Here is a 16,363-nt window from a genome sequence, read left to right on the forward strand (position 1 = left end):
CTACTAGTCGGTTAAAAAATTAAATACCGGCGCGAGAATGCCGGTAGAATAGGGGTCAGGATATAATGAAAAAATTTATGGTTGCTATGACCGGACTGGTTACCTTAGCTACTCTGGGAGCCGTTGCACCCGCTGCCGCTGTGACACCAACGACTGCTCACGCCGCAACGACGCATGTTGGTCCTAGCTTGAGCGTTAACGCTGTTTACACGTCATCTGCTAAAGTTTCGGGGACTGCTACGAAGGGTTCTAAGGTTACCGTTAAGGCGACCAAGAACGCTAAGAAGAACTTGGCTAGTGGGACTGCTTCTAAGACGACTGGTAAGTACAGCATCAAGCTGTCCAAGAAGTTGAAGAAGAACGCGAACGTTTACGTTTACGCAACGAACCCTAAGACGAAGACTTCTTTCTACCGGATCATCCGCGTCCAAGCCGCTGCGACTAAGGCTGCAACGACCACGAAGACGACTTCTACTAAGAAGACCACGTCAACCAAGAAGACGACCACGGCTAAGACCACGACGACTTCTACCAAGAAGGTTGCCAACTACGGTGTGAAGACGCCTACTGGTACTTGGAAGTCCAACACGGCTAACAAGTATTCTCAAAAGATCGTCTTCAGCCAAAAGACCGGTTTTAACCAAACGCTTTACAAGAACGGTAAGAAGGTTAAGACCTTAGTTTCTTACGCTAAGTACAGCGTAGATGCTAAGACCCCAACGTTCTGGAAGATCAACTACACCCCTAAGGGTTCCAAGACTGCGCAAACGCTCTACCTGCGTTTCACGTCTGCCAAGACCTTTAAGCTTGTTAACAGCAAGAACCAAGTCGTTGCCGTTAAGGCCGGCGTTGCTCCAGCTGCTAAGTGGACTTTCACGAAGTAATTAATGACTAAATAAATTGACGACCTCATCAATGCGATGGGGTCGTTTTTTGTAGCTACTTGATTAGTTTGGTGGGAAGTTGCTTCTATTTACTATTGTGCAGTCGTCGGGGTTAAGACTTTAGTATAGTTTCCATCGGGTAGGCAGTAAAAGGCTCTGGCAATTCAGCCAGAGCCTTTTACTGTTTAAATCATTGAATGATATGTTGCTCGGCTGATAAATAGCTAATGGTTCTCTATTATACTAAATCGTTCTGATTCAGAATTAGAAATTAAATACCAATAACGCGTAGTGCTAGTCTATTCGCAATCCACTTCGGCCACGAACCAGATTACTATGAACTTTGAGTGTATTCCACAAGAACAGTGCTGCTAATCGGCTGCCTAAGCCGATTAGCGTACCGGTTCCTGGATGTTCAAAGTGGCCTACCGTATTGAGATTATTAAAACCAGTCTCAATGTGGCGCCGTTGATTCTTTAAAAACGAAGAGTTAACGTGGCCTGAGTCACGCATGTTCTTTCGTAGTGGGAACCAGAAGTTGATTCCTTGCGTTTTCAGCCGTTGCTGAAGGGGACGGCTAAGATAGCCGCCGTCCGCTAGAACCTGACGTGCTGGGACTTCTCGCAATAATTCTTCGACTGGCTTTCGATCATCAACGTTGGCCGCTGTTAGTTCCCAGTTCACGAAATATCCATTATTATCCATGACCGCGTGTAGTTTGAATCCGTAATAATATAACTGTTTGGTGGCGTTAAAACCTTTATCGGCAACACCTCGTAAGACCCTAGCTTGATTACTACGCCTTGCTGAGACTAAAGTGATTGGTGCACTATCAATGATTTCATAGGTAGTGCTGTGACGATATTGCTTCAATAATTGCCAGCGAATCAGCTTCATTATTTGAAGAAGATTTCGGCACCGGCGGTTGTAACGGCTACGTTCTGGGACGATAATTCCTGCTGCCATCAAAGTTTGGTGGAAGTGCGTTTCTGATGGGTCCCGTAAGTCTATTCGCGTAAGCATGCAGGCGATAATAGTGATATCACTGACTTTTAGCTGTTTGTAATTTTGACGGAAACGAATATATTTTGGCAAAAGTTGGTAAACAGGTGTGATAATTTTGATGAATTTCTGGATAGTCTCTTGAATTAAATTGAATTTTGGGATAGTTTTAAGGAGGCCTTGCATTTACGGTTCTTCTTTCTGGTTTAGTCACCTTAGAAGCTACCGCAAATGCGGGCTTTTTGCATACTATTTGATTTGATTCAAGATTCTATCCAATAAATATTACATGACTAGCACTACGCGTTACCAATATTCATGATATTTAATTTTCATCTATGGAATTGGTATAAGAACTATCTTCTTTGTCGAGGCTTACTCGTTACATAGAATAAACTCTTAATGATAAGTAAAATTCCAAGGACCAAAAAAATAATCTGTTCGACTTTTGAAGCAGTTGTCCAAAATGTAGCGGTGAAAAATTGACCTGTGAATAAATCTGATAAGACAGTATTGTCTAAAATAATCAGGATAATACCACCCCAAAAACTAAACTCCTTATAAAAAAGACGGTTTATCATAACCTAAATCCTCCCCGTTCAAATAAAATAACCCAACTCAAATGATATAGTTTTTCACTATTAAAAGCCATTAAAACTAGCAACCTAGAGGGTAATCTATCAAAATGTAGTGTTCTGGCTCAATTTTCACTAGCCTGGAGGGACACAAATAGTTGATTACAGTTCCCGGCACCGACTTGTTTAACCGGCCCTAAACGACTAGAATACTTAATGATACAGAGAATTCACAAAGTGTCTGAATCCGGTGCCACTGGGGAGTGAACCACGGATTCAGTCGTTCAAAGGGGGAACGGTGACGTGCAACATAGACTGAAAATAAGTTTGATTGGTCTCGGCGTTGTGGGCATCGGAATCGCAATATACCTGGCGTGGGGCGACATGGTCAACACGATGGCGCTCACGTACGGGGATGCCGCTACAAATGAGCTTGTACTCTGGGAATTAACTGCCGCGGCGACCATCATCTTTGCGCTTAGCCTGTTCTGGATCCGCTTTCGAGGCATCACCTGTCTGAGTGGTCTGCTGGGCTTCATCAGTATGAGCGGTTACGCCTTGCTGGTCGGAACGGGGTTGAGCCCGTTGATTGGCGGCTACCTGGTGTATCTGGGTGTCGGCTGCGGGCTGAAATGCTACGCCAATAAAGTTTAAAGTGAATATGGAATTATTTATCACATAAGAAAAGCGCCAGGTCGTCAGTGACCTAGCGCTTTTCATTTACCAATGATTTAGTTCGTGGCTAATTGTTGGGCAACGGGTTGGGCGTCCTTCTTACCGCGAGGCTTGTACCCAATCAGGCGCATCGCGTTGAAGATAACAACCAGGATGGAGGCTTCGTGGACGAACATCCCACTGGCCATGTAGATGTAACCGTAAACCAGGCCAATAAGCAGGAAGGCGACCGTCAAGATGGCGATGGTGATGTTTTCCTTGGTGTTGGCAGAAGTCTTCTTGGCTAAACCGACCGCGTGATTCAGAGCGGTAAAGCTAGATTGCATCAGGACCACGTCGGCCGTTTCGATAGCGACGTCGGTCCCACCACCCATGGCGATGCCGACACTAGCAGTGGCTAAGGAAGGACTGTCGTTGATGCCGTCTCCAACGAAGGCGACGTTGCGACCCATGTCTTGGAACTTCTTCACAAAGGTAACCTTGTCGGTTGGCAGTAAGTCGGCGTGGACTTCATCGATGCCTAAGGATTCAGCAACGGCGGAGGCGGTGGCTTGGTTGTCACCGGTCAACATAACCAGGTGCTTGATGCCTTGGCGTTTCAGAGCGGCTAAAGCAGCGGGTACCTCGGGACGAACCGTATCGGCAACGCCCAGGATGAAGGCGAGTTGACCTTGGTAGCCGACTAAGACAGTGGATTGACCCTCATCTTGCATTTCGTGTAAGTCGGTTAATTGATCAGCGGTCAAATCAATGCCGTTGTCTTTCAGTAAGGCGGCGTTTCCGACGTAGAGACTGTCGTCGTGCCAGTTACCGACCATCCCACGGCCCTTGAGGGTTTCCGTTTCAATGGCAGCGGCGTTGGCATCGAGGTGAGCGTCTAAGTGCGCCACAATGGCCTGGGCCAGAGGGTGATCAGAAGTTTTTTCGACTTGAGCAACCCCGGCTAAGAGGGATTGGTCGTTCGTGTATTGCTTCAAACCGGCGACGGTCATCTTACCAGTGGTCAGCGTCCCAGTCTTATCAAAGACGATGGTATCAACCTTGGCGAGACTTTCGACCACGTCGCCACCCTTGATCAGAATCCCGTTTTTAGCACCGTTACCGATACCAGCCACGTTAGAAACGGGCGCGCCGATAACCAGGGCCCCAGGGCAACCGAGAACCAAGACGGTGATGGCTAACCGTAAATCTTGCGAGAAGACGTAGACCAGAATGGCGATGACCAGAACGGCGGGCGTGTAGTATTGCGCAAATTTATCAATAAACTTTTCAGCGGGAGACTTGGTATCTTGGGCTTCTTCGACCAGTTCAATAATCTTGGAGAAAGTCGTTTCGTCCCCAACTTGAGTAGCTTCAATGGTTAACGTCCCACTCTCAACCATGGCACCGGAGTAAACGCCGTCCCCATTTTGCTTATTAACGGGGCGAGACTCACCGGTAATGGAGGCTTCGTTGACGTAACCCGTGCCGTCGACGATTTTACCATCGACGGGGACTTGGCCACCGGCCTTGACTAACACAACGTTGCCTTCTTCCAGGTCATCGACGTCGACTTCTTCAGTCGTGCCGTCGTCGTTGACCAGTTGGGCGGTCGTTGGGGCCATTTCCGTCAATGATTGGATGGCACCCCGGGTCTTGGCCAGCGTCTTCTGTTCGAGGTAGGACCCGAAGAGAAAGAGGAAGGTCACGATGGCTGATTCTTCAAATTCACCGATGGCAAACGCCCCGATGACAGCGATCCCAACCAGCAGTTCAATACTGAAGACCTTGGCTTTCAACGCGCTGATGGCCCGCAAAACGATTGGGGCGGCGGCGATAACGGAAGCGATGATCCAGGCGACGTCGGTCACGTAAGGCACCTTGGTGAACCAGGTGTTCAGGAAACCGAGAATGATTAAGCCAGCAGACCAGAAGGTAATGGGGTTGGTGTGACTGTAAATAAAACGTTGAAATTTCATGGGGTAGCATCCTTTCTATTGATCATTCCTAAGTAAGTTTTTGTGTTCCTTGTTTATGTATTCATTATGCCTGCGATGGGGATGGATTAACTTGATGTGAATCAAGTTGGGGGAAATAGTTGGGATTTATTTGGATTCGTGGAAAATTTGGGCGAAAAAATAGGCTGTCAACGGCGTGATGACGGCGTTGACAGCCTATTTCAATATCTTTGGGGGACTCTATTTATTTTTTATGCAGCCGGCGCACAAAGAAACGCGTGATCTCGTACGTGACGATGCAGAAAACCAGCAGGAGTAGGAGGTTCAGTAGTAGCGAATAACCAGCGCCTAGCGTGAAAGTCTGATTGCTGAGCCACGCAAAGAGCTTGAAGGTGATGAGCACGGCGATAAACAGCTCGAGTAGGGTTAGTAGGTTGCGTTTGATGGCGACAGCCTCCTTAGATGTGGCGTTAGTTAGGTTAAGGCTAACAAGCGGGGATGCCGTCGTCAAATGGAAATTCGCTAGCATAACAAAATAAATATTACGTGGTAAATAAAAAGGCGGCTGTCAGCACCTCGCAGTGTGCTGACAGTCGCCCTTTCTCGCAGGGTGGGACTTGGTGTAAGTGAAATTTGATGGGTGGTAAGTGATGTGTGACGGGGATGGTGGTGCCAGCATGGGGTGCCCGGTGTGATATTGACTTGGGGCGAGTTAGTTTTGGAGACAGTCTACTTGCCATAGTTTGGTTCGTGGACTAGTTCTTCGCGGAACTATCCTGGTGCTGGCGGCCTCTGAAACGTGCTCCGCGGGGCAGGTCCCTGCGCTTACGGCAGTTCAAACTGTCTCAGTTCGTTGCTCTGGTTCTTCGCGGAACTATCCTGGTGCTGGCGGCCTCTGAAACGTGCTACGCGAGCCAGACTCCTGCGCTTAACCCGGCAAAGAAAATATCCCAAATTCGGGGATATTCCCTTTGCCACGTTAATGCTCAGAGTCTAAGCGGCTCGCTCCGCACTCTAATCTTCGTCATCCTCATCGTCTTCTTCGTCCAGCCCATCCCGAGCGTCATTGCCCAGAACGGCTTGGAGTTCACGGATGATGTGGTTGTTGGTGCCACGTAGGTCCGTTAAGAAGCTGGCCAAGGCTGGGCGTTCTTCCTTTTCGGCGAGCTTGATGGCCCGGTCAATGAAGAGGTTGTGGGTATCAGCGTCGTGAACCAGCTCACTGACTTGGTCTTCGGCGTTGAGGTACTTCTTGTCGCCACCTTCTTGCAGCATGTTGTAATCGTGATATTCCTTGGTCGTGGTCGAAACGATTTCGCCCTCATCCAGGAGCAGTTCACCTAAGGCGTCAAACTGTTTGCGGTAAGTGTCGATGTAGTCGGTTAACAACTGGCGAACGCTTAAGGCCAACGGACCTTTGACGGACCACCGAACTTGGTGGAACTTAACGATAGAGATGTGCAGGTTGGATAAAATGTGGTTGGTCATGGCGCCGGCCGTTGGGACGTGGTGGTCGTGGTCGGTTTGGGCTTGTTCGGCAGCGTAACGGTCTTCGATACTCATAGTTGTAGTGGTCATTAGATGAACTTCCTTTCAAATTTAGGGGTCAGGGATTAAAGGGCTTTGACTTTTGAACTCTTTACGACGTAGCCGAGGTCGGTGACGGTGTCCGCCAGGCTTTCAGCGGTAACGGCACTGTCGTCGAATTCGGCTTTGATCTTGCTGGCATTGAAGAGGACCTTGACGTTTTCCACGCCGTCCTTCTTACTCAGTGCGCCTTCAATCTTGGTCATGCAAGAGGGGCAGGTCAATGCGTCTAACTTCATGGTTACTTTACTCATAATTGAAAACCTCCTATTGGGTTAAAGAGCTTTAACTTTACTGCTTTGAACGGCGTAGCCTAAGTCGGTCACGGTGTTCGCTAAATCTTCGGCGGAAACGGTGGCGTCGTCGAATTCGGCTTTGACCTTGCTGGCATTGAACAGGACTTTGACGTTCTTCACGCCATCTTTCTTGCTCAACGCGCCTTCGATCTTGGTCATGCAAGAGGGGCAGGTCAGGTCGTCTAACTTCATGGTTACTTTACTCATAATGAAAACCTCCTTCGGCTTTTCGTTTGCCTTGATTACATGACTTAGTATACGGGCGGCCGGGGGAAAAGAACTTGACTCAAATCAAGTTGGCCGAAAAGATAAAAAAATTTTTACGAAAAATGAGCAACTTGCTCATAAAACAGCGGTTTAATCCCATTTTGAACGGGTAAGAGTTTCGGAAATTTTTTATCTGTGCGACAATGAAGACAGATTGAAAATAAGTGAGGGACGCTAAATGTGGAAAACCAAACGAGAAGTGAGTATGCCTGGTATTGTAGCGGCAACGCTACTCCTTAACGCCGCGGCCGCGTGTATGTGGCCGTTGACCACGGTCTACATGCACGATCAGTTACACCAAACACTGACGCTGGCGGGGATTGCCTTGCTGGGGATGTCACTCTGTATGATTTTAGGAAATTGGCTGGGCGGCTGGCTCTTTGACAATTGGTCGCCGTTTTTGTCGGGAATCGTGGGCACGCTGTGTTCCTTTGTCCCGATGACGCTGTTGATCTTTTTCCATGGCTGGCCGGTCTTTGGCATCATGCTACTGTTCATTGGACTGGGCGACGGCATTGTCATGACGGTCGTGAATTCCTTTGCGGCCACGGTCAAGTCGGTGGAGAGCCGCAAAGTTTTCAATTACCTCTATATTGGGATGAACTTAGGGGTCGTCATCGGCACGCTGATGGTCGGGGTCCTGATGAAACACGGGGTCACGCTGGTCTTCGGGGTGGCAGCGCTCAGTTATTTGGCGCTGCTGTTGATCTTCATTTTTGACTTCCGGGCCAAGATTGAAAAGAAGACGTACGCGCATGCCAAGGGGCCGGACAAGCCAGCCCAACTTAATCTGATCTGGCTGATCAGTGCGCTGGTCTTCGCCCTTTACATGAGTTACTCCTTATGGGAAAGTGTGATTTCCGTGCACATGACCGGCCTCGGCATCTCCTTTGAAAAATACAGTTTGCTGTGGACGTTAAATGGTTTGATGATTGTCTTTGGCCAACCCATTGTAAACCGGCTAGCTGCAGACTTTAAACTTAGCTCACAGATCTGGGTCGGCACGCTAGTTTTTATTCTCTCGTTCCTGCTGTTAGTTTTTGCCAAGAGTTACGCAATGTTCGTGATTACCATGGTGATTTTAACTTTGGGTGAAATGACCGGTTTTCCAGGGATTCCAGCGTGGATCGATGGCTTGGCGGGGGACAATGACAAAGGAAAATTCCAAGGGATTTATAATATGGCGATTTCCTTCGGCCGAGCCGTGGGACCGCTGTACGGTGGGATGATCATTGAGTATGGCAGTTACCAATCATTGTTCTGGTCGGTGACGGCTTTGATGCTGGTGGCATTGGGGGCCGTTCTCCTCTGTAACCGCCGGAACCAGGCTAAACTTTCTAAATAGTGTTTTTGTTTCGCCTCCCGGACATTTCAAATTGGACCGGAACGCGGTGGGCAGGACGCCCCGAGCCAAAGGGCGGTCTCTGGGCTCGCTTTGAGCCTCTGCGGACCGAGTCTCAAAGTCGCCATTTACTGGGCTGTGCCCAGTAAATCCCACGGCTGAGTCCATTTGAAATGTCCGTCCGGCTGACACTGGTTTAGAACGTTTGGACTGGCCGTTGTTTTGGGCTTAGTTTGTTTTACTTTTTTCACATTTTGCTTTAATAAGGAAGACTGTTATGAAAAAAAGTGGCGTTGTCATCATTTCAATTTTAGTGATATTCGCACTGATTGGTAGTGCTGGTGTGCGGCTACTCCCTAATACGCCGCAAAATGCCGTGCGCTTGGCAATTTTAAAAAATGGTCATCCGGTGATTGCTTTAACCGAAACGCCTAAGAGGCTAAACGAAAATCAAAGAGAGGATTATTCTGGTAAAACGGCTTGGCGGTATTATCAGGTTAAAACAGCTTTCGACGCAACCAATGGCTGGATAAATATTGATACGCTTGCGGTTAATCAGCCAGCAAAAGGGTCGCCCGCTTATCGGGTTCACTTAGTCTATAGCGTTGCGTGATTCGGGTTACGTCAAATAGGAGCCAAATCTGGGGGAATATCAGATTTGGCTCCTGTTTTTTCTCTGAAAAACGGCCACCTGAGTTCTCCTCAGGTCCAACTCGTACGGCCTGGTCTCACGGATTAATGCAATTATGTGCAAGCACTTGAATCAACTGGTTCCCTTAGCCAGGTCTAAAACTTTCTTTCGAAAATAAGGGTCACTTCTAAAGAAATGTAAGGGTTTACATTGACGTGATAATGGGCACGGTGTACATTGAAGTTGTACAAATGTTCACTAACACAATTTCGTAGGGGATGAGCTTATGTTTTCTTTTCTGAAACCAGCTCCAGACGCTAAGGTGAAGGTTCCTGCTGAGAAAATCGAGGGAACTTATCGTTGGCGGCAAACGGGTGTCTTGCTCTCAATTTGTATTGGTTACATTGGTTATTACATTATTCGGCTGATCTTCACGACGGAACAGAACGACATTATGAAGGCGTATGGCTTTACCACCGCTGATATCGGGCTGGTCATGTCTTGCTTTGGGATTGGCTACGGGATTTCGAAATTATTCATGGGTGCGCTCAGTGACAAGAGTAATCCCAAGTGGTACTTAGCAACTGGGTTATTTGTTTCAGCTATTTTAAATTTGGGGTTGGGTGCAACGCGCAACCTGTATATGATGATGTTTCTGATGCTGGTGATGTCTGTCGCCCAAGGGATGGGTGCCGCTGCTTGTCAACGGACCGTTCAACTCTGGTGGGGGAAGAAATGGCGGGGGACCGTTTACGCCGTTTGGTCCTCTGCGCACAATGCCGGGGCGTTCGTCTGCGTGGCCGTTGTGCAACTGGCAACGTTGATGTTTACCGGTTCGATTGCGGCCGTCTTCTACACTGCCTCCGTCGTTTCCATTATTATTGCTATCTTTATCGTGTTCGCTGGTGCTGACCGGCCCGCTACGGTTGGTCTCCCAAGTGTTGGCGAACATACCGGTGACGAGGTTGTGTTGGATGATGGGAAAGCCACGGCCGCTGAACTGACCGACCTGTCTCTCTGGCAGATTTTTGTCAAATATATCTTAACGAACAAAATTGTGTGGGCCATCACGTTGACCTCCATGTCACTTTACCTGGTGCGTTACGGGATCATGAGTTGGATTCCTAGTTATTTGACCCAGTTCAAGGGCTTCGACCCTGGGACTGCCAAATGGTTGGTCGGTATCTTTGAACTGGCCGCCGTCCCAGGTGTTATCTTGATGGGGGCCATCTCCGACCTGTTAAAGGATCGCCGGGCGCTGGTCTGCATCGGCTGTGTGATTGGGTTATTGATTTGCCTGACGACCTACTTCTTCAGTACCAGCCACATTGCTATCATCGTGGTTCTGCTGATCATGGGAAGCTTGATCTACGCGCCACTGACCCTGGTCGGCTTGATGGTCAACGAAGCTGTGCCAAAGTTTGCCGTGGGTTCCTCAACCGGGTTCATGGGCTTCTTCCAATACATCTTTGGTGAAACGTTAGCCACCGCACTGATTGGGATTCTGGTTGCCAAATTTGGGTGGATTGCCAGCAACACTGTGTTGTACTCGGCTGCCGGGTTGGCCCTGCTCCTGTTACTCTACATTGCCATTCACGAACACCGGGTCGCCAAGATTGTTGCGGCAGATCAGGTGGAATGATAAATTGAATGTAAATGAAAAGGGCTGGAGAAATCCAGCCCTTTTTACGCACGTTTTTGTTTTTTAGAGACGGCGGTGAAACGCTCCCCCTGAGCCCAACGAAAAAGGTTATCTTGATACTTCGTTTGAATGCGCTCGTTATTTTCAATTTGTGAAACGGTCGAGATACCTAATCCTAAGATATCTGCGAATTCACGAACGGTTAAGTGAAGCTGTTGCCTAATGTGAACGATTTCTGTCGGGGTTAAAAATTTTTTCCGCTGACGATACGCTTGAAAATCCAGGTGAATATTTTCCATGGGAGAGTTGAAGTCCCCCCATAGTTCGCCGTCCGGGGCTTCCCAGTAATGATGGCGGATGGTCAAGTCGGTAATGTCTTTGACGGTACAAGTCTCCTCTAACCATTTTTCAGTGTAAAGCTCAGTTAATGCCTTTTCAGGATTGAAAAATTTTTGTTGGTTAGGCATTTAGAAGACCTCCTTAGAATTTTGATAGGGGAATTTCAGATTAAATTCAGCGATGTGAAGGGAAATCCACATCACAATGCCATCAGGACGATCTTGAAACTTCAAGTAGCACGGTTGTTTTAAAATAGTTAAACCAAATATCCAAATCGCCCCAGGAATAGGTGGTTGATGGTTGTCCGCTAGAGGTCCGGAAATATAATCCTGCCAGGTAAGCTGGCGATTGATGATATCTAGAACAGGTGTCGCTCCGAGCCCTAACTGAGAAAGTGTGAGTAGATTTTTTTGGCGGTAACTCAATCGCCATTGGGAGCGTCGGTGCTTGATGGTCATGAGAAAAGAGTGAACAGTTTTAGGATCACAAATCTTGGACAAGTGGCCAGCTCCTCAAAATATCTATTTGCTAGAAGTCTAACACGTTTGTATCTCAGGAGAAACAAAAATGGCTTACGATTTTTTTAATGTTGGGGGTAGTGCTGCAACTTGGGTACCATTAGAAACCTTATGAAATCGGCATTTCCACAACGATATTTGTTTTTAAACGACTTATTAAAATCGCAATGACGGATTTGCTAATTTGGAGTGAAATTCGTTGTGAAATTGGTGAAGTGGCGTAACCTGTTAGAAAAAGGGGAGGTCTCGCCATGCTTATTGCATTTACGCTCCAGAATTTTCGGTCGTACAAGGAAGCCGCTACGCTCTCACTCGCTGATTTGAAATGGGTGGCCCTGTCAGGACTCAATGGTGCTGGGAAAAGCGCCGTGCTCGCAGGCTTAACCCTGCTGCAGCAGATGGTGGTGGTCCCCACGGAACAGATTACGGATCGACTGCCGTATCAGCCATTTGCCTTTGACACGACCAGCGATGGCCTTCCCACACAGTTTTCAGTGACGCTAGAGCGCGGTGGCAGTCGCTATCGGTACGCGCTGAGTTATGATGCGACGCGGATTTTGAGTGAGGAGTTAGCGGTTCTCCTGCCGGGTGGTCAGTCACAGCGGTTGTTCTTACGGCAAAATGGCGGCATCATTTGTGTGCCAGCCGGGCAAAAGCAAGCGGCCGCTAACACACGGCCCAACACGCTCTTTCTGCAGACCCTCCAGGCAGCCAATTACCAACCGGCAATCGCCGTCTTCAGCTGGTTTGCGGAAGATTTAGTGGTCCTAGGCGACCGTCCACGGACGGATTTGGTGCTGGATGACTGGCTGATTCCCCAGTTGACACAGTTCTTACACGCTGTGGGCAGCGAAGTGGCAGGTGTGACGCAACGGCAGCTGGCCCTTCAGTTTCTGGATGGGTCGCGGTTTACCCGGCCAGACCTGGCTTTGCTCTACGAAAAATACGATGAAGAAGGAGAGGTCGTCGATGTGGCCGAACTCCCGTTACGTCAAGCTTCAACCGGGACCCAGCAACTAGTGGCTGCGGGGCTAGCCTTTATCACCGCCCAGGTTGCCAAGAATCCGCAAACGGTGATTGCCGATGAGTTTGCGAGTGCTGTCCGGCCAGAGGTGGCGACGGCCTTGCTGGCCCTGGTGGCGTCTGACGTGAACCATAGTCAGTTGCTCTTCTCAACGGGACACGAGGTCCTGTTAAGCAGTCAGACGGACCCGCAGCAGCGATGTCTAGCGGAGAAAAACTATCGGGGTGAAAGCACCCTGCGCCAAGGCATTCCGGCGATGACGGCGCACCCCACGATTTTTACCCATCAGCAAATTGACGGTGAGACGCTGCGGACGGCGTTTACGACCGATATGGCATGACTTAAAGCTGGACACTAAAAGGGGGCTGAGAAGGTGTCTCAGTCCCCTTAATTTACAGGATAGTGGTTAGTGGGCAGCTTCCAGGGAAAAGCCTTGCTGGATGAGGGCCACTAAGATTTCTTCACGCTGTTTCGGGTCACGGCTCATTTCGCGGACGATGTGGTGCGTAAATGTTTCGTCGCGCTGGTTAGAGCCACGGTCATGATAGTAGGACGTAATCAACTGATCGTAAGTTTTTAAAATTGGATCAGTGGCGACAATCGGTTGATAGGCATTGGTGAAATGAATCAATTCTTTGGGAAGTCGGGGCTTTTGCTCTGGCTTTTCAGCGGGATGCCCCACGGCTAGGCCCAGAACTGGGAAGGTCAGCTCGGGTAAATCGAAAAGTGAGATGACCCGCAACGTATCGTTGAGGATACTCCCCATAACGGTGCTTCCCAGACCCAAGCTTTCACCGGCCGTGACCATGGCCTCGGTGGCAATGGCGGCGTCAAAAATGCCAGCCAACAGCTTATCCGTGCTGCGAAGATTGGTTGCAGTTCGCTCATTCTTTGGAGCCAATTGTTCGTTACGATATTGATCCGCAACCATCAAGAAGAAGTGGCCCGCCTGTTCTAACCAGTGGTGCCCGGTAATTTCACCTAGGACGGCTAGTTTCTGTGGGTCGGTGACACTGATGATGCTGTACTGCTGGGAAAAGGTACTGGTCGCGGCGTGCTGTGCGGCGTTGACGAGCGTTTCAACTTCGTCAGCGGTCAGTTTCTCATCGGTAAATTTGCGAATGCTGCGGTGGTCAAGCAGCGTGGTTAATGTCGGGTTGATCATGCTTGAGCCACCTCCCGTGCGCGAGCGACCAGGGCATCGTAGACCCGGGTCTCATCACGGGGAACGCCCCGGAGTTCATAGTTCGCCACGAAGGGTGCGTTAAATTGGGTCGCGTACCGTTTAGCCGTTAAGCAATACTGCTCGTTAAAATTACGGTTCCCGCTACCGACGACGCCGATAAGCTGTTGCGCGTTGTGGTTATAGGCAATGTACTCGCCCATAACGTTGGTCATCAATTCCTTAACACCGTTATCAATGCCGTTGCCGCCATTCAGGTAGGTGGGCACGAAACAGAAGTAAGGTTGGATTTCATCAACAAAGTCGCTGACCTCACTGATTTCCAAGGCGTCAATGGTTGGCAGGCTAGCGTCATTGGCATGCTGTTGCGCCGCATAGGCGGTCAAATTTGTGACAAAGTTGCGGGTGTTTCCCTCGATAGAAATGAATAAAATACGTAAGGGTTGCATAAAAAAGCCTCCGTTCAAAACAGTCTGATTACTCCCAGTGTACTCGAAATGAAGCAGAAATGTTGTGATTTTTTCGTGTGAATTTTGGGTGAGTCTGTATGAGAAGGTGAGGATTGGGCTTAGTTATTTCGAACGAAGAAGAAAAGCACTTGTCAAAAAATAAAGCCTGTGCTATTCTGTTGGTAATCTAAGAAAGAACGAGGTATTCAGCCGATGCGTAACTAATCAATCCACAAATGTCAGTCAGCTTCACCACCTGCAAGGGGTGGAGTGGGCCTGCAATTGGGATTGATGGTGCATCGACTGAGTTGCCAAACGCAACCAGTGGGCGCCATTTCCGGACGGGAAATGCGGCCGCTATTTTTGTACCCTTCAATCCCTGCTTTCAAAAGGGGGACGACTTTTTGACACAACTTACATTAAATAACTTAACGAAAACAGTCGCGGGAGAAACGTTATTTACCGCGGAACATTTAACCGCCCAATCTGGTGACCGGGTTGGCATTATTGGCGCTAATGGGACCGGGAAGAGTACGCTGGCCCATATTATTTGTGGCACGGACACGGACTTCACCGGCCAACGGACCGTGACGGATACGGCCATTTTAGTGCCGCAGATTGCGCCGAACGCTGGTCGTTCCGGTGGGCAAAGCATGCTGGACCGGATTCGCCGGGCGATGGCACAACGGCCAGAATTGTTGATTTTAGATGAACCATCCGCCAACCTGGATGACGAACACCAAAGCTGGTTAATTGGTCAGCTGCAACATTTCTCTGGCTTGCTGATTATTATTTCTCATGACCGGGAGCTGTTGGCGGCCGTGGCGACACAAATCTGGTCCCTCGAGGATCACGTGTACACCCAGTATAATGGGAGCTTCACCAAGTTTGAAACGTACCGGGAACAGCGGCGGGAGAATGCGCGGAGTCAATATCAAAACGAACAGAATGATCGGCGTAAACTTCGCCTGGCTGTGCAAGCCCGGCACGAAAAGGCCGACCGTATCCGTAAGGGGAGCCGCAGCATGAGCGCCGCGGAACGGTCGAACTCGCAATCGGTTCGTGAACAGAACGCCGGCAAGATGGAACGTGGAGCCCGCGCCTTACGCGACCGGGCCGAACGGCAAACGACGACGGTCAAGCCTCACGAAACGGCGGCATTGAAGCTGGTGGCCACGGATTTACCACCCGTTACCGGTAAACGCCTGATTGCGGTGGAAGACCTGCACCTCAAGCGCGGGAAGCACGACCTGCTACAACACGCCCGTTTCAGTGTGACGCCTGGCGAACGGGTTGCCCTGGCCGGCCCTAATGGCTGTGGTAAGTCGACGCTGATTGAAGCCATTCTGAATCACGCGCCCAACACCCGCTTGGCACCTAGTGCGCGGGTCGGGTACTTTCATCAGGACATGACGGAGCTGCCTGCGGCGAAGACCGTGTGGCAGGTGATGTCGGCGGCGACCGCGCTCGATGGTAACCGGACGCGTCAGGTGATGGGGGCCTTTGGGTTAACGGCCCGGTTTTACGACCGGCTAGTTGGCGACCTCAGTGGGGGCGAACAGGTTAAGCTGCAACTGCTAGCCATCCTGGTCAGTGCTAGCAACCTGTTGATTCTGGACGAACCCACGAACTATTTAGACTTACCCGCCTTACGGGCACTGGAAGACTATCTGATTGGCTACCCTGGCACCGTCTTGTTCGTGGCGCACGACCAGGAATTCCGGCAACACGTGGCGACACGGACCTTGGTCATGGCAGATCACCAGCTGACGGACCCGGCCAAGACGGCTAAGGGCGTCCCAGCCAGTGATCTACCACGGCTCCAGTTTGAATATGATCAGGCGATGATGGCCCCGGAACTCGATACCCAACGGTTAAAGGAACTTCGAGAACAGATTGCGGCGTTGAAATCGGCCGATTAAATGGCAATTTGGTGAAAAGTTGGCGATGAAAACGTTTAATTGAAACTTTTTCTAATTTTGCTATTACGAAGAACTATTTTTTCTGCTAGA

General features: G+C 49.5%; 17 protein-coding genes. 7 read left to right on the forward strand and 10 right to left on the reverse strand.

The window, feature by feature from the left end; genetic code table 11:
- Positions 1-65 precede the first annotated feature (65 nt).
- Entirely contained in the window at positions 66-884 is an 819-nt protein-coding gene (locus ACEPST_RS06135) for an Ig-like domain-containing protein (protein WP_204122253.1), read from the forward strand.
- Positions 885-1,178: 294 nt separating this feature from the next.
- Here ACEPST_RS06135 and ACEPST_RS06140 read toward each other — a convergent pair whose 3' ends face one another.
- A complete protein-coding gene (locus tag ACEPST_RS06140) occupies positions 1,179-2,072 on the reverse strand; it encodes an IS982 family transposase (RefSeq protein ID WP_204122300.1) in 894 nt (297 codons plus the stop codon).
- A gap of 692 nt (positions 2,073-2,764) precedes the next feature.
- On the opposite strand from ACEPST_RS06140, the gene ACEPST_RS06145 reads away from it, so the two are divergent.
- A complete protein-coding gene (locus tag ACEPST_RS06145) occupies positions 2,765-3,115 on the forward strand; it encodes a hypothetical protein (protein ID WP_204121977.1) in 351 nt (116 codons plus the stop codon).
- A gap of 77 nt (positions 3,116-3,192) precedes the next feature.
- Here ACEPST_RS06145 and ACEPST_RS06150 read toward each other — a convergent pair whose 3' ends face one another.
- The 5 genes from ACEPST_RS06150 to ACEPST_RS06170 form a co-directional block, all read right to left on the reverse strand.
- Positions 3,193-5,094, reverse strand: coding sequence for a heavy metal translocating P-type ATPase (locus tag ACEPST_RS06150; protein ID WP_204121976.1), 1,902 nt, complete (start codon positions 5,092-5,094; stop codon positions 3,193-3,195).
- Between the two features lie 223 nt (positions 5,095-5,317).
- On the reverse strand, positions 5,318-5,602 hold the full coding sequence (locus ACEPST_RS06155; RefSeq protein WP_395390575.1) for a hypothetical protein: 285 nt from the start codon (positions 5,600-5,602) through the stop codon (positions 5,318-5,320).
- Between the two features lie 485 nt (positions 5,603-6,087).
- A complete protein-coding gene (locus tag ACEPST_RS06160; protein WP_204121975.1) occupies positions 6,088-6,651 on the reverse strand; it encodes a Dps family protein in 564 nt (187 codons plus the stop codon).
- 35 nt (positions 6,652-6,686) lie between these two features.
- Positions 6,687-6,914 (reverse strand): heavy-metal-associated domain-containing protein, encoded by a 228-nt coding sequence (locus tag ACEPST_RS06165; protein WP_125765308.1) that lies wholly within the window; start codon positions 6,912-6,914, stop codon positions 6,687-6,689.
- A 21-nt stretch (positions 6,915-6,935) separates the two neighbouring features.
- Entirely contained in the window at positions 6,936-7,163 is a 228-nt protein-coding gene (locus ACEPST_RS06170) for a heavy-metal-associated domain-containing protein (protein WP_125765307.1), read from the reverse strand.
- Between the two features lie 238 nt (positions 7,164-7,401).
- On the opposite strand from ACEPST_RS06170, the gene ACEPST_RS06175 reads away from it, so the two are divergent.
- From ACEPST_RS06175 to ACEPST_RS06185, 3 genes are all read left to right on the forward strand, one after another.
- Complete coding sequence (locus tag ACEPST_RS06175) at positions 7,402-8,568, forward strand: MDR family MFS transporter (protein ID WP_395390576.1); 1,167 nt, start codon at positions 7,402-7,404, stop codon at positions 8,566-8,568.
- A gap of 274 nt (positions 8,569-8,842) precedes the next feature.
- Positions 8,843-9,178: a hypothetical protein gene (locus ACEPST_RS06180; RefSeq protein WP_204121973.1), complete on the forward strand. Its 336-nt coding sequence runs from the start codon at positions 8,843-8,845 to the stop codon at positions 9,176-9,178.
- Positions 9,179-9,482: 304 nt separating this feature from the next.
- Complete coding sequence (locus ACEPST_RS06185; protein WP_203647218.1) at positions 9,483-10,838, forward strand: MFS transporter; 1,356 nt, start codon at positions 9,483-9,485, stop codon at positions 10,836-10,838.
- A 44-nt stretch (positions 10,839-10,882) separates the two neighbouring features.
- Here ACEPST_RS06185 and ACEPST_RS06190 read toward each other — a convergent pair whose 3' ends face one another.
- Together ACEPST_RS06190 and ACEPST_RS06195 are read right to left on the reverse strand one after the other, a co-directional pair.
- Positions 10,883-11,305: a helix-turn-helix domain-containing protein gene (locus tag ACEPST_RS06190; RefSeq protein WP_204121972.1), complete on the reverse strand. Its 423-nt coding sequence runs from the start codon at positions 11,303-11,305 to the stop codon at positions 10,883-10,885.
- Positions 11,306-11,677, reverse strand: coding sequence for a hypothetical protein (locus tag ACEPST_RS06195; protein WP_239064542.1), 372 nt, complete (start codon positions 11,675-11,677; stop codon positions 11,306-11,308). It lies immediately after the preceding gene.
- A gap of 269 nt (positions 11,678-11,946) precedes the next feature.
- Between ACEPST_RS06195 and ACEPST_RS06200 the strand changes: the two genes are divergently transcribed.
- Positions 11,947-13,059 carry an AAA family ATPase gene (locus ACEPST_RS06200; protein WP_204121971.1) on the forward strand — a complete coding sequence of 371 codons (1,113 nt, stop codon included), beginning with the start codon at positions 11,947-11,949 and terminating at the stop codon, positions 13,057-13,059.
- Positions 13,060-13,125: 66 nt separating this feature from the next.
- On the opposite strand, the gene ACEPST_RS06205 is transcribed toward ACEPST_RS06200, so the two are convergent.
- Positions 13,126-13,884, reverse strand: a complete 759-nt coding sequence (locus tag ACEPST_RS06205) for an NADPH-dependent oxidoreductase (protein WP_204121970.1) — start codon at positions 13,882-13,884, stop codon at positions 13,126-13,128.
- Positions 13,881-14,351 carry a class Ib ribonucleoside-diphosphate reductase assembly flavoprotein NrdI gene (gene nrdI / locus ACEPST_RS06210; protein ID WP_204121969.1) on the reverse strand — a complete coding sequence of 157 codons (471 nt, stop codon included), beginning with the start codon at positions 14,349-14,351 and terminating at the stop codon, positions 13,881-13,883. The genes ACEPST_RS06205 and nrdI overlap by 4 nt, the downstream gene beginning before the upstream one ends.
- Before the next feature lie 404 nt (positions 14,352-14,755).
- On the opposite strand from nrdI, the gene ACEPST_RS06215 reads away from it, so the two are divergent.
- A complete protein-coding gene (locus ACEPST_RS06215; protein ID WP_204121968.1) occupies positions 14,756-16,273 on the forward strand; it encodes an ABC-F family ATP-binding cassette domain-containing protein in 1,518 nt (505 codons plus the stop codon).
- The last annotated feature ends 90 nt before the right edge of the window (positions 16,274-16,363 follow it).

Origin of the sequence: Levilactobacillus sp. FUA 3915 (assembly GCF_044053135.1) — a bacterium.
GTDB lineage: Bacteria > Bacillota > Bacilli > Lactobacillales > Lactobacillaceae > Levilactobacillus > Levilactobacillus lanxiensis.